General features: G+C 67.3%; 12 protein-coding genes. 6 read left to right on the plus strand and 6 right to left on the minus strand.

Annotation, left to right across the window (positions count from 1 at the left end; translation table 11 throughout):
* Window positions 1-5: 5 nt before the first annotated feature.
* Entirely contained in the window at window positions 6-827 is an 822-nt protein-coding gene (locus EDD41_RS16640) for a class F sortase (protein WP_148060582.1), read from the minus strand.
* Between the two features lie 227 nt (window positions 828-1054).
* On the opposite strand from EDD41_RS16640, the gene rpsA reads away from it, so the two are divergent.
* From rpsA to uvrB, 5 genes are all read left to right on the plus strand, one after another.
* Window positions 1055-2518: a 30S ribosomal protein S1 gene (gene rpsA / locus EDD41_RS14305; RefSeq protein WP_094766101.1), complete on the plus strand. Its 1464-nt coding sequence runs from the start codon at window positions 1055-1057 to the stop codon at window positions 2516-2518.
* Window positions 2519-2627: 109 nt separating this feature from the next.
* A complete protein-coding gene (locus tag EDD41_RS14310; RefSeq protein ID WP_123576363.1) occupies window positions 2628-3608 on the plus strand; it encodes an alpha/beta fold hydrolase in 981 nt (326 codons plus the stop codon).
* Window positions 3605-4228, plus strand: coding sequence for a dephospho-CoA kinase (coaE, locus tag EDD41_RS14315; RefSeq protein WP_123576364.1), 624 nt, complete (start codon window positions 3605-3607; stop codon window positions 4226-4228). Before EDD41_RS14310 ends, coaE begins: the two co-directional genes overlap by 4 nt.
* A 91-nt stretch (window positions 4229-4319) precedes the next feature.
* Window positions 4320-4757: a hypothetical protein gene (locus EDD41_RS14320; protein WP_148060583.1), complete on the plus strand. Its 438-nt coding sequence runs from the start codon at window positions 4320-4322 to the stop codon at window positions 4755-4757.
* A gap of 43 nt (window positions 4758-4800) precedes the next feature.
* Window positions 4801-6891: an excinuclease ABC subunit UvrB gene (uvrB, locus tag EDD41_RS14325; RefSeq protein WP_094766097.1), complete on the plus strand. Its 2091-nt coding sequence runs from the start codon at window positions 4801-4803 to the stop codon at window positions 6889-6891.
* Between the two features lie 62 nt (window positions 6892-6953).
* Here the strand turns inward: uvrB and EDD41_RS14330 are convergent, their stop codons facing one another.
* The 3 genes from EDD41_RS14330 to EDD41_RS14340 all read right to left on the minus strand — a co-directional run bounded on the left by EDD41_RS14330 (window position 6954) and on the right by EDD41_RS14340 (window position 9506).
* On the minus strand, window positions 6954-7931 hold the full coding sequence (locus EDD41_RS14330) for a TerC family protein (protein WP_123576366.1): 978 nt from the start codon (window positions 7929-7931) through the stop codon (window positions 6954-6956).
* A 196-nt stretch (window positions 7932-8127) separates the two neighbouring features.
* Complete coding sequence (locus tag EDD41_RS14335) at window positions 8128-8754, minus strand: MBL fold metallo-hydrolase (protein ID WP_123576367.1); 627 nt, start codon at window positions 8752-8754, stop codon at window positions 8128-8130.
* Complete coding sequence (locus EDD41_RS14340) at window positions 8754-9506, minus strand: maleylpyruvate isomerase family mycothiol-dependent enzyme (RefSeq protein ID WP_123576368.1); 753 nt, start codon at window positions 9504-9506, stop codon at window positions 8754-8756. Before EDD41_RS14340 ends, EDD41_RS14335 begins: the two co-directional genes overlap by 1 nt.
* Before the next feature lie 102 nt (window positions 9507-9608).
* On the opposite strand from EDD41_RS14340, the gene uvrA reads away from it, so the two are divergent.
* Window positions 9609-12578: an excinuclease ABC subunit UvrA gene (gene uvrA, locus EDD41_RS14345; protein ID WP_245995662.1), complete on the plus strand. Its 2970-nt coding sequence runs from the start codon at window positions 9609-9611 to the stop codon at window positions 12576-12578.
* 12 nt (window positions 12579-12590) lie between these two features.
* Here uvrA and EDD41_RS14350 read toward each other — a convergent pair whose 3' ends face one another.
* Together EDD41_RS14350 and EDD41_RS14355 are read right to left on the minus strand one after the other, a co-directional pair.
* Window positions 12591-12989 (minus strand): Rieske (2Fe-2S) protein, encoded by a 399-nt coding sequence (locus EDD41_RS14350; RefSeq protein WP_094766092.1) that lies wholly within the window; start codon window positions 12987-12989, stop codon window positions 12591-12593.
* 45 nt (window positions 12990-13034) lie between these two features.
* Window positions 13035-13436 (minus strand): Rieske (2Fe-2S) protein, encoded by a 402-nt coding sequence (locus EDD41_RS14355; RefSeq protein ID WP_094766091.1) that lies wholly within the window; start codon window positions 13434-13436, stop codon window positions 13035-13037.
* Between the last annotated feature and the right edge of the window lie 11 nt (window positions 13437-13447).

Raw genomic sequence — 13447 nt, forward strand, 5'->3', positions numbered from 1 at the left:
CGCCGTCAGGAAGCGGCCAGCGGTTCGGCGTAGAAGATGATCCTCGACGCCCAGAACTTGGTGGACCTCTCGTAGTCCCAGCAGATAACGATGGCCAGCATCGGCGCGCCGTGGTCGTCGTAGAGCACTGTGGACTTCGGGTCGTAGTCCTTGACCATCACCTTGGCGGTGCGGGTGTGGCGGTAGCACAGCGTGCGGCCGGAGGCGTCGGTGAGGCGGATCACGTCGCCGAGGCGCAGTCCCTGCTCGGAGTTGAGGGCATTGCCCAGGGCGCCGCCCCGGTGGTAGGTGTGCGCCGTCAGCACGACCTTGCCCTTGTCCGATCCGGGGCGTGGACCGAGGTTGTACCAGCCGACGGTCTTCGGCTGGTCCTTCGGTGGGGCCGCCGCGGTGCCGTCCGCGGCCAGGCCCAGGGACATCACGGGGGCGTCGGAGGCCACGTCGCCCAGGGTGATCCGGGTGGGCACCAGGGGGGAGGCCGACGTGGAGCAGCCCTCGGGAAGCGAGCTCGCGGATGGACCGGGCGGCCGGCCAGATGGCGAGCTGCCCGATGATGATGCACCGGCAGACGGGGTCCTCGACGCCGTGGACGCCCTCGTCGTTGCCGTGGATGCGCTGGAGGTGGATGCGCTGGAGGTGGATCCGGGGGAGGAGGGGCGGGATGACGGGTGGCCTGCCGCAGACGGTGTGCCCTGGACGGGAGCCTCGGTGCCCTGGTGGTCCCGGGTGGAGTCCCTTCCGAGCCACCAAGCGACGAACAGTCCCACGGCCAGCAGGCCGGAGACGATTGCCAGGATGCTGCGGCCCCGCCCGCGTCGTCGATCCATGTCACCGACCCTACCCGTCAAGGGCGGCAGCTCCCTGAGACCCGGATTGACCCTTCAGCAGGGCGAAAGATAGGCTGTTGGGGCGCTGTGGTCTGCGCATCCTCGGACGGAGCAGGCTGTGCTCGTCGTGTCATGTCAACCGTCGGAACTCGTTCCGGCCCGATCCTGGCTCGTCGGAGGGCCACGGAGCATCACCGACACACACATCCACTACGGAGTCCTACTACATGACCTCCACTTCTGAGGCCGCACCTCAGGTTGCCATCGACGATTTCGGTTCCGCCGAGGCCTTCATGGCCGCCATCGATGCCACCATCAAGTACTTCAACGACGGCGACATCGTCACCGGCACCGTCGTCAAGGTTGACCGCGACGAGGTTCTCCTCGACATCGGCTACAAGACCGAAGGCGTCATCCCCTCCAAGGAACTCTCCATCAAGCACGACGTCGACCCCTTCGAGGTCGTCAGCGTGGGCGATGAGATCGAGGCCCTGGTCCAGACCAAGGAGGACAAGGAAGGTCGCCTGATCCTGTCCAAGAAGCGCGCACAGTACGAGCGCGCCTGGGGCACCATCGAGAAGATCAAGGAAGAGGACGGCGTCGTCACCGGCTCCGTCATCGAGGTCGTCAAGGGTGGCCTCATCGTCGACATCGGTCTGCGTGGCTTCCTGCCCGCCTCCCTGGTCGAGATGCGTCGCGTCCGCGACCTCCAGCCCTACGTGGGCCAGGAGCTCGAGGCCAAGATCATCGAGCTGGACAAGAACCGCAACAACGTCGTCCTGTCGCGTCGTGCATGGCTTGAGCAGACCCAGAGCGAGGTTCGCCAGAACTTCCTCACCCAGCTGCAGAAGGGCCAGGTCCGCAAGGGCGTCGTGTCCTCCATCGTCAACTTCGGTGCCTTCGTGGACCTGGGTGGCGTCGACGGCCTGGTGCACGTCTCCGAGCTGTCCTGGAAGCACATCGACCACCCGTCCGAGGTTGTCGAGGTCGGCATGCCCGTCACCGTCGAGGTGCTGGACGTCGACATGGACCGCGAGCGCGTCTCGCTGTCGCTGAAGGCCACCCAGGAAGACCCGTGGCAGACCTTCGCCCGCATGCACCAGATCGGGCAGATCGTTCCCGGCAAGGTCACCAAGCTCGTCCCCTTCGGCGCCTTCGTGCGTGTCGAGGAGGGCATCGAGGGCCTGGTGCACGTCTCCGAGCTGGCCGAGCGCCACGTGGAGATCCCGGAGCAGGTCGTCACCGTCAACGACGAGGTCATGGTCAAGATCATCGACATCGACCTCGAGCGTCGTCGCATCAGCCTCTCGCTGAAGCAGGCCAATGAGGGCGTCGACCTGGGTGCCGACGACTTCGACCCATCGCTGTACGGCATGACCGCCAGCTACGACGAGAACGGCAACTACATCTACCCCGAGGGCTTCGATCCGGAGACCAACGAGTGGAAGCCGGGCTTCGAGGACCAGCAGCGCGCGTGGGAGGCCCAGTACGCCGAGGCCCAGGCCCGCTGGATGGCGCTCAAGAAGCAGGCGGAGGAGGCCGAGCAGGCCGACAAGACCGCCGCTGTCGAGTCCGTCACCGCGGCCACCTACTCGTCGACCGCTCAGGCCGACGTGGAGCCCGAGGGCTCGCTGGCCTCCGACGAGGCCCTGCAGGCCCTGCGCGACAAACTGTCGGGCGGCGCCAGCTGATCAGCTGAATATTGAACCGGGGTCCCGACCATGTCGGGGCCCCGGTTCTTGCGTACGGGGGGTTAGTCTTCTGCGTGTGTATCCCCCGATATCCCCCCACGATCACGGGATGCTGACGGTTGGCGACGGTCACCAGGTCTACTGGGAGTCCTCCGGCAATCCCGACGGCATCCCTGCCCTGTACCTCCATGGCGGCCCCGGTGGCAGTCTGAAGCCCGGCTATCGACGCCACTTCGACCCGGCCGCCTACCGCATCATCGGCCTGCAGCAGCGAGGCGCAGGCCGCAGCACTCCCAGCGCCGCGTCCCCCGCGCACCGCCCGGAGCACAACACCACCGAGCATCTCGTGCGGGACATCGAGGCCCTGCGCGCCCATCTGGGGATCGAGTCCTGGCTGCTCGCCGGCGTCTCCTGGGGTTCGACCCTCGCCCTGCAGTACGCCCTGGCGCACCCGGGCCGGGTGCGCGGCATCGTCCTGGTCTCCGTCACCACCACCAGCCCTGCCGAGGTGGACTGGATCACCGAGGGTGTCGGTGCCCTCTACCCCGAGGCCTTCCAGTCCCTCTGTGACGTGGTGATCACCCACAGCGGCTGGCGGCCGGGGCAGGGACGCCTCATCGATGCCGTGGCCGGCGTGATGACCGGCGATGACGCCGAGGCGCGGCTGGACTTGGCCCTGGCCTGGATGGCCTGGGAGGAGACCCACATCCAGATCGGGCTGCCGGTCGCCCAGTTGCGTCCCGTCGGTCTGTGCGAAGCGCCCATCGAGGAGCAGATCGCCTTCACCACCCTGGTCAGCCACTACTGGTCCCACCACGCGGGGCAGGCCTCCGGGTGGGTTCCAGACGGGGGGTTGGCGGCGCACCTCCAGGAGCTCCGGGGCCTGCCGATCTGCATGATCCACGGCCGGAGAGACGTTTCGGATCCGGTCAGTACCCCCTGGGCCGTCAAGCGAGAGCTCCCCGCGGCCCAACTGCACGTCGTCGAGTCCGAGGGGCATGGTGGGCCGCACATGATGGAACTGTGGTGCCGTGCGGCCGACAGCTTTGCCGTCACCGGGACCTTCGCCGCAGTCGGGGGCGGGGCATGATCCGCGTCGGCCTGACCGGCGGGATCGCGTCCGGGAAGTCCGCCGTCGGTGAGCTGCTGCGGCAGCACGGGGCGCTGGTCATCGACTCGGACCAACTGGCCCGTGACGTCGTCGCCCCGGGAAGCGCGGGTCTGGCCGCCGTCATCGAGCGGTTCGGCGAGGGAATCCTGCTGCCCGACGGAGGCCTGGACCGAGCAGCCCTGGGGCGGCTCGTCTTCTCCGACGACGCGGCTCGGGCGGAGCTCAACGCGATCATCCACCCCCGGGTCCGGGCGGCCGCCACGACCCTCGAGGCCCAGGTGAGCGACCCCTACGCGATCGTGGTGCACATGATCCCGCTGCTGGTGGAGACGGGGCAGCAGGACTCCTTCGACGCGCTGGTGGTGGTGGACGTCGACGAGGACACCCAGCGGGCCCGGTTGATGGCGCGCAACGACCTCACCGAGGACGAGGCCCAGGCACGTATCGACTCCCAGGCCTCGCGCACGGACCGGCTGCGCGTCGCGGACTTCGTGATCCGCAACGACGCCGGAATGGAGGAGCTGGCCGATCGCACCCATGCCGTCTGGCACGAACTCCTCAAGCGCCGCGGGCAGCAGGGCGACGGCTGCGGCTGCTGAGAGCACTGCTCAGCGAGTTCGGAGGAGAATCTCAGGCAGCCTGCTGACCGCCACGACACCGGCCGAGGCCGCCACCATGTACTACGGCCAGGTGACCTCCAACACCGTGACGGTTCGAACCGCCCCCAGCGCTCGCGTCGCGAAGGACAGCCACTTCGGCAAGGAGAAGATCATGCTGGTCTGCAAGGTGCGCGGTGAGTCCGTGCGCGGCAATGACATCTGGTACAAGGTCCCCATCCAGGGGGTGGGCTTCGTCTCCGCCCGCTATGTGCGCAATGTCGGCAACGCGCCGCGGTGGTGCACCGGTAACCGGGTGCCCGTGAAGGCCCTCGTCAACATCCCCATCCGCAAGGCCCCGCTGACGGCCGCCGCCCAGGTGCGCACCGTTCGCAAGGGCAGCACGATCACCGCGGTCTGCGCCGTGCCCTCCCAACAGAAGAATGGTCCGCAGTGGTACTACCTGACAGACGGCCGCTGGATCTCCTCCAAGCACCTCCGCCAGAACATGCCCACCTCGCCCTGCAGCTGATCGGCCGGCGGTTTTGTCGGAGCCTCCTTGTAGCCTTCAAGGCATGCGAGCAGTCGACGAGATCCAGCGCGTGGTGGCCCCCTTCACAATGCAGGCGGGCTTCGAGCCATCAGGGGACCAGCCCAAGGCCATCGACGAGTTGGAGCGGCGCATCCGCGCCGGTGAGCAGGACGTCGTGCTGCTGGGTGCCACCGGCACCGGCAAGACCGCCACCATCGGGTGGCTCACGGAGAGGCTGCAGCGGCCCGTGCTGGTGATGCAGCCGAACAAGACCCTGGCGGCGCAGTATGCCAACGAGCTGCGGCAGTTCTTCCCGGACAATGCGGTGGAGTACTTCGTCAGCTACTACGACTACTACCAGCCAGAGGCCTATGTGCCGCAGACAGACACCTACATCGAGAAGGACTCCAGCCTGAACGAGGAGGTGGAGCGTCTGCGGCACTCCACCACGGCCTCCCTGCTGACCCGCCGCGACGTGATCGTGGTGGCCACCGTGAGCGCCATCTACGGTCTTGGTACGCCCGAGGAGTACGTGGACCGGATGGTCCGGCTCAAGGTCGGCGAGGAGTACGAGCGGGAGGCCCTGCTGCGGCGGCTGGTGGAGATCCAGTACGCCCGCAATGACCTGGCGGGAACTCGCGGCACCTTCCGGGTGCGTGGCGACACGCTCGAGGTCTTCCCGATGTACGAGGAGAATGCGGTCCGCATCGAGTTCTTCGGCGACGAGGTGGAGGCACTGTCCACCATGCACCCGCTGACCGGTGAGGTGCTGACCACCGACGAGGAGATGTACATCTTCCCGGCCACGCACTACGTCGCCGGCCCCGAACGGATGGAGCGGGCCATCGTCGGGATCGAGAAGGAACTCGAGGAGAGGCTCGACGAGCTGCACAAGCAGAACAAGTTGCTGGAGGAGCAGCGGCTTCGGATGCGCACCAACTACGACATCGAGATGATGCGCCAGATCGGCACCTGCTCGGGCATCGAGAACTACTCACGGCACATGGACGGCCGACAGGCGGGGGACCCCGCGCACACCCTGCTGGACTTCTTCCCCTCGGACTTCCTGCTGGTGATCGACGAGTCACACGTCACAGTCCCGCAGATCGGCGGCATGTACGAAGGAGACGCCAGCCGCAAGCGGACCCTGGTGGAGCACGGCTTCCGGCTGCCCAGTGCCATGGACAACCGCCCGCTGCGCTTCGAGGAGTTCGTCGAGCGGATCGGGCAGACCGTCTACCTGTCCGCCACCCCCGGAAACTACGAGATGGCCCGTGCCGACGGCTTCGTCGAGCAGATCATCCGCCCCACCGGCCTGGTTGACCCGGAGATCGTCGTGAAGCCCACCAAGGGGCAGATCGACGACCTGCTGGGCGAGATCCGCACCCGGGCGGACAAGAACGAGCGCATCCTGGTCACCACCCTGACCAAGAAGATGGCCGAGGACCTGACCGACTACCTGATGGAGAACGGGGTGCGTACCCGCTACCTGCACTCCGAGGTGGACACCCTGCGACGGGTGGAGCTGCTGCGGGAGCTGCGGATGGGTGAGTACGACGTGCTGGTGGGCATCAACCTGCTGCGTGAGGGCCTCGACCTGCCCGAGGTGAGCCTGGTGGCCATCCTGGACGCCGACAAGGAGGGCTTCCTGCGCTCGGACCGCTCCCTGATCCAGACCATCGGCCGTGCCGCCCGCAATGTGGACGGTCAGGTGCACATGTATGCGGACAGGATCACGCCCAGCATGGAGCGTGCCATCGACGAGACGAATCGTCGCCGCGCCATCCAGGTCGCCTACAACACCGAGCACGGCATCGACCCGCAGCCGCTGCGCAAGAAGATCGCCGACATCACCGACATGTTGAACCGGGAGGATGCGGACACCGCCGCGTTGGTGGAGAAGGCCCAGCCGAGGGGGCGCAAGCCCTCGCAGCCGGTGCCGCAGCTGGGGGAGAAGCGGGCCCTCGACACGTCGAACATGGCCGTCAGTGAGCTGGCGGACCTGGTGCAGGAGCTCACCGAACAGATGCACACGGCGGCCAAGGAGCTGCAGTTCGAGCTCGCGGCCCGGCTGCGCGACGAGGTGGGTGACCTCAAGAAGGAGCTCCGCAGCATGATCGAGGCGAACAAGTAGCAGCCGAGCGCCCCACCACCCGGAGGGGTGATGGGGCGCTCGGGGGTCCTGACCGGCGGGGCTCAGTGCATCTCGGCGAGTTCCTCGTCGGACATGTTGCGGGTCTTCATGAGGCTGGCGACGGTCGTGACGACGAGGGTGACGACGATCACGCCGAGGCTCATCTCGATGCCGATCTCCGCCCAGTCGCCCACCAGGTGGTAGTGGTGCGCCGCGTGCAGCACGAGCTTCACACCGATGAAGCCCAGGATGATGGACAGGCCGATCGGCAGGTAGACCAGCTTGTTCAGCAGGCCGCCGATCAGGAAGTAGAGCTGGCGCAGGCCCATCAGCGCGAAGGCATTCGCGGTGAAGACCAGGTAGGGCTCCTGGGTGAGGCCGTAGATGGCGGGGATGGAGTCCAGGGCGAAGAGCACGTCGGTGGAACCCAGGGCGACGATCACCAGGAACATCGGGGTGAAGAAGCGCTTGCCGTTGATCTTGACGGCGCTCTTGGTGCCCTGCCAGTCCTCGGTGAAGGGCAGCGTGCGCTTCACCCAACGGATCATCAGGTTCTCGGTTGCCTCGTCGTCGTGGTCCTTCTCGAAGTAGTCCTTGACCAGGTCGATCGCGGTGTACAGGAGGTACGCGCCGAAGATGAAGAAGACCCAGGCCGCGGCCTCGATCATGCTCTTGCCCAGCGCAATGAAGATCCCGCGGAAGACCAGGGCCAGGATGATGCCCACCAGCAGCGCGTACTGCTGCAGCTGACGGGGGACCTTCATCTTCGCCATGATGATGATGAAGATGAACAGGTTGTCCAGGCTGAGGCTGTACTCGGTGAGCCAGCCGGCGAAGAACTCCTTGCCGTACTGGGGCCCGGAGAAATAGGTCACGCCGATGCCGAAGAGGATGGCCAGGCCGACGAAGGCACCGACGAAGATGCCGCACTCCTTCATCGAGGGCTCGTGCGGCTTGCGGCCGATCACGAAGACATCGAAGAGCAGGACGGCTGCCATCACGCCGATCGTGATGAGCCAGGTGTAGAGATGGATGTTCATCCAGGACCTTTCGAGAGGGTCAGGGGAGTGCTGGAGGTCTCGTCCGCCACCCGTCCATGGGACAGGATGACCGCGGGCCGGACGCCGTGCTGGTGGCATCGTGATGACGACCCTGCTGCGTGGGATTACTCCCCTCCGGGGGAAATCCTCCCACGGATCACGGCTCGGCCCAATTCAGCATCCAGAACCGATGCGGTCACCAGCCGCGTTGGCGCCATACGTCGAGGTGGGGGCGCTCGGCCCCCAGGGTGGTGGGCTCGCCGTGTCCCGGCCACACCACCGTGTCGTCGTCGAAGACCTCGAAGAGCTGGGTGATGACCCCGTCGAGCAGGCTGGAGAAGTCCTCCGGCGTGCCGGTCTTGCCGACGCCGCCGGGAAAGAGCGAATCTCCCGTGAAGAGCTGCACCGGGGCATTCTGCGGGCGCAGCACCAGGGTGATGGAACCCGCGGTGTGCCCCACCAGACCGATGACGCCGATCCGGTGCTTGCCCAGCTGCACCCCGTCCCCGGTCCACAGTGGCTCGCTGGCAATGCCGGTCCGGCGCTCGATGTCGTCGCAGTCCGGGCGGCCGGCCAGGGTGCGAGCACCCGTGAGCCGGGCCGTCGCGAGGAGTGCGCCGACGTGGTCATGGTGCCGGTGTGTGGTGACGATCGTCTCGACGGTGAAACCGTCGACCAATCGGGCCAGGGTCTCTGGTTCTGCGGCGGCATCGACCAACAGGGCTCGGCCGGCGCCGTCGTCGAGCAGATAGGCATTGTTGCCCATGCCGCCCACCACCACGCGGGTCAGGGTGAGTCCGTCGTCGAAGGTCGTCGTCTGCATCACAACTCCTGTATGCCGAGTCTCTCCGCGCCGCCCACCAGCTCGGGGCCGCCGCGGCCGGTCAACCAGCCCAACAGGCCGGCATCTGTTCCATGGACGTCCACCGGTACCTCGTGCTCGGGGGCAGGGCGGCCCACGGTGGCCTGCAGACCGGAGCTGCTGAGGATTCGCAGGGGTGGCAGATCTGTCCGTTGTCCGAGCCGGGAACAGTTCCACTCCAGCAGCCACCGGGCAATGTCCGCCTCCACGTCCGTGGCGCTGAATCCGTGGTCGAGGTCGATGCGGTGCAGCACCACCTCGTTGAGCCGGGCCACCATCAGGTGGTGCACCGGCATGGCGAGCCCCGGCAGTACCTGGACCTCCTCCGTGCTGCCGGACTCCTGCAGGTAGCTGAAGGTGTCGTTCAATTGCCCGGCCGAGGTGTCCAGGTCTATCTGGAGGTCCAGTGCGCCCCGCCGCGAGCCGGCCTCCAGGTCTCGTCGTCGTTGCCGGGAGTCCGGGTACATCAGGCTGGGGGTGTGGGTCAGCAGGCCATGCACCACGCGGCGGATGCCGTCGGCATTGCGCGCAATGTGGGTGGCGACGTGGGCTCGCGTCCAGCCCGGCAACCGGCTGGGCTGCTGCCAGTCCTCGTCGCTGATGGAGATCGTGTCGCCCAGCAGTCCCTGGGTGGCCTCCAGCTTGCGGCGGCGAAGATGAGCCACCGACGCGCTGACCGGCAGGGAAACCGGCTCCTGCTCTTCTGGGCTCATGGCTCCAACCTAACCAAGACGGAGTGCCTTGACCACCGGTGCGGACTGCTCGTGCGACGCAACGTTGAACTTCTGTCAGTGGGGCCATCTACTCTTGACGACGTGAATGATCGTCTTGTCGTCCGAGGTGCCCGCGAGCACAACCTGCGCAATGTCTCGTTGGACCTGCCGCGCGATGCGCTGATCGTGTTCACCGGCCTGTCCGGTTCCGGCAAGTCCTCGCTGGCCTTCGACACGATCTTTGCCGAGGGGCAGCGTCGGTATGTGGAGTCCCTCAGTGCCTATGCCCGGATGTTCCTCGGGCAGATGGACAAGCCGGACGTCGACTTCATCGAGGGCCTCTCACCAGCAGTCTCCATCGACCAGAAGTCCACCAGTCGCAATCCGCGCTCGACAGTGGGCACCATCACGGAGGTCTATGACTACCTCCGCCTGATGTATGCCCGGATCGGCCATCCGCACTGCCCCGAGTGCGGTGAGCCGATCAGCCGGCAGAGTCCGCAGCAGATCGTGGACCGTCTCCTCTCCTTGGAGGAGGGCACCCGTTTCCAGGTGCTCGCGCCGGTGGTCCGGGGACGCAAGGGCGAGCATGCCGACCTCTTCCGCCAGCTGGCCACCGATGGCTTCAGCCGCGTCCGGGTGGACGGGACGGTGCACCAACTGACCGATCCGCCGACGCTGGACAAGAAGTTCAAGCACGACATCGACGTCGTGGTGGACCGGCTGGCCGTCAAGCCCACCGCGAAGCAGCGCCTCACGGACTCGGTGGAGACGGCGTTGCGGCTTGCCCAAGGCGTGGTCGGCATCGACTTCGTCGACCTGGATGCCAAGGACCCGGGCCGCGAGCGCCGTTACTCGGAGAAGATGGCCTGCCCCAACCAGCACGACATCTCCATCGAGGAGCTGGAGCCTCGCCAGTTCTCCTTCAACGGTCCGTGGGGCGCCTGCCCCGCCTGCACCGGCCTGGGCACCACGCATGAGGTGGATCCGGACCTCGTCGTCCCGGACCGCGGCAAGTCGCTGGCCGACGGGGCGATTGCGCCATGGGCCAATGCCCACGTCGCCGCCCACTACGAGCACGTCTTCGAGTCGCTGGCCGCCAAGCACGGCTTCAAGGTCACGACGCCCTGGGAGCAGCTCCCGGAGCAGGCGCGGGCCATCCTGCTGCAGGGCGCGGGTGACCCGGTCTATGTGAGCTACCGCAACCGCTTCGGCCGTACCCGGACCTTCACCCAGAACTACGAGGGGGTGCTGCGCTATGTGCGTCGCCGCTTCGACGAGGCGGAGACCGACTCCGCACGGGACCGCTGGGGTGGCTACCTGCGCGAGGTGCCCTGCCCCACATGTCAGGGGGCTCGCCTCAAGCCGACCTCGCTGGCCGTCACCGTCGGCGGCCGCAACATCGCCGAGCTGGCGGGCATGTCCATCCGCGAGGTGGCCGACTTCCTGGCCGGACTGGAGATGACTGCACGGGAGGCACAGATCGCCGAACGCCTGGTCAAGGAGATCAATGAGCGGCTGCGCTTCCTGCTGGACGTGGGCCTGGAGTACCTGACCCTCTCCCGGTCCGCGGGGACCCTGTCGGGCGGCGAGGCGCAGCGGATCCGGCTCGCGACCCAGATCGGCTCCGGCCTGGTGGGCGTGCTCTACGTCCTCGACGAGCCGTCCATCGGCCTGCACCAGCGGGACAACCACCGCCTGATCCAGACGTTGAAGCGGCTGCGGGACCTGGGCAACACCCTGATCGTCGTCGAACATGACGAGGACACCATCCGGGTGGCGGACTGGACCGTCGACGTCGGTCCCGGCGCCGGCGAGCATGGCGGCAATGTGGTGGTCAGCGGACCTGTCTCCGAGCTGTTGGCCAGCGAGAGCTCCATCACCGGTGCCTACCTGTCCGGCCGCCGCTCCATCCCGCTGCCTGCGGTGCGCCGTCCTGCGACGGGACGCGCCATCACGGTGCACGGTGCCACCCAGAACAACCTGCGCGACGTGGACGTGAGCTTCCCGCTCGGCCAGTTCGTCGCGGTCACCGGCGTCTCCGGGTCCGGCAAGTCCTCGCTGGTCAATGGCATCCTCTACACGGCCATGGCGCAACGCCTCTACAAGGCCAAGGCCGTGCCCGGGCGGCACCGTTCCATCACCGGGACGGAGCACATCGACAAGGTCATCCACGTGGACCAGTCGCCCATCGGCCGCACGCCGCGTTCAAATCCGGCCACCTACACCGGCGTCTTCGACAAGATCCGGACCCTCTTCGCCGCCACTCCGGAGGCCAAGATGCGCGGCTACCAGGCCGGCCGGTTCAGCTTCAACATCAAGGGCGGCCGGTGCGAGAACTGCTCCGGCGACGGCACCATCAAGATCGAGATGAACTTCCTGCCCGACGTGTACGTCCCCTGCGAGGTCTGCCATGGGGCGCGCTACAACCGGGAGACGCTGGAGGTGCACTTCAAGGGAAAGACCATCGCCGAGGTGCTGGACATGCCGATCGAGGAGGCCGCCGACTTCTTCGAGGCGCACAATGCGATCTCGCGTCACCTGCAGACCCTGGTGGAGGTGGGTCTGGGCTACGTGCGGCTGGGCCAGCCGGCCACCACGCTGTCCGGCGGTGAGGCGCAGCGCGTGAAGCTGGCCACGGAACTGCAACGACGGTCCACCGGGCGCACCATGTACGTGCTCGACGAGCCCACCACGGGCCTGCACTTCGAGGACATCCGCAAACTGCTGGGTGTGCTGCAGCAGTTGGTGGACCAGGGCAACTCGGTGGTGGTGATCGAGCACAACCTCGACGTGATCAAGACCGCAGACCACCTGATCGACATGGGCCCTGAGGGCGGTTCCGGCGGCGGCCTGGTGGTGGCCGAGGGCACCCCGGAACAGGTGGCGGCCTGTGAGGAGAGCTACACCGGCCACTTCCTCAAGCCGATGCTGGCAGGCAAGGAGGTCCTGGTGGGGGAGCCCGTCGCGGCCCTCGTGGAGGCGCCGGCCGCGAAGAAGGCGGCGAAGAGGACAATGAAGAAGGCCGCCGCCAAGAAGGCGACGGCCCGCAAGGTGGCCACCAAGAAGTAGCCGTGGGTGCGCTCAGGCGCTGACGTTGACGGTGTCGCCGTCGAGCTTGGCGGTGGCCGGTCCGAGGCCTGCCGTCGCGGGGCCACTCAGCCGGGCACCGTCGGCGGCGCTGAACCGGGAGTTGTGGCAGGTGCAGACGATCTCCGCCTTCTCCACCTTGCTGACCTTGCAGCCGGCGTGCGGGCACAGCCGGGTGTAGGCCTTGTACTCGCCGGCCTTCGGCTGGGCCACCACGAAGTTGCTCTCCTCGATGATGGCTGCGCCGCCCACGGGCACGTCGGCGGCCTTGATGGAGGCGGGGCCGGTCTTGACCTCCTCCGGCTTCGAGCATCCGGTCACCGCACCGGTGGTGGCTGCGGCTCCGGCGGCCAGGCCGGCGGTCTTGAGGACGTCACGACGGGTGGGACTCATGGGGCACTCCTGGGAGATCGACTTGTTCTGCCCCAAGCTACCCCGTCAGGCGTCGGCGACGGTGATGGTGTCCCCGGCCAGCGTGGCCTTCGCTGCGGTCAGGCCGGTCTCGGCCGGGCCGCTCAGCCGAGCCCCGTCGGCCGCGGAGAAGCGGGCATCGTGGCAGGTGCAGACGATCTCGGCCTTCTCCACCTTGTCCACCTTGCATCCGGCGTGTGGGCACATCCGGCTGAAGGCCTTGTACTGGCCCGGCTCTGGCTGCGCGACGACGTAGTTCGAGTCCTGCAGCACAGTGGCACTGCCCACGGGGACATCGGCGGCCTTGATCGAGGCCGGGCCGGCCTTGATCTCCTCGGGGGAGGAACAGCCGGTCACGGCGCCGGTGGTGGCTGCGGCTCCGGCGGCCAGACCAGCGGTCTTGAGGACATCTCGGCGGGAAGGGCTCATGGGGTGCTCCA

The organism is Luteococcus japonicus (assembly GCF_003752415.1).
GTDB classification, from domain to species: domain Bacteria; phylum Actinomycetota; class Actinomycetes; order Propionibacteriales; family Propionibacteriaceae; genus Luteococcus; species Luteococcus japonicus.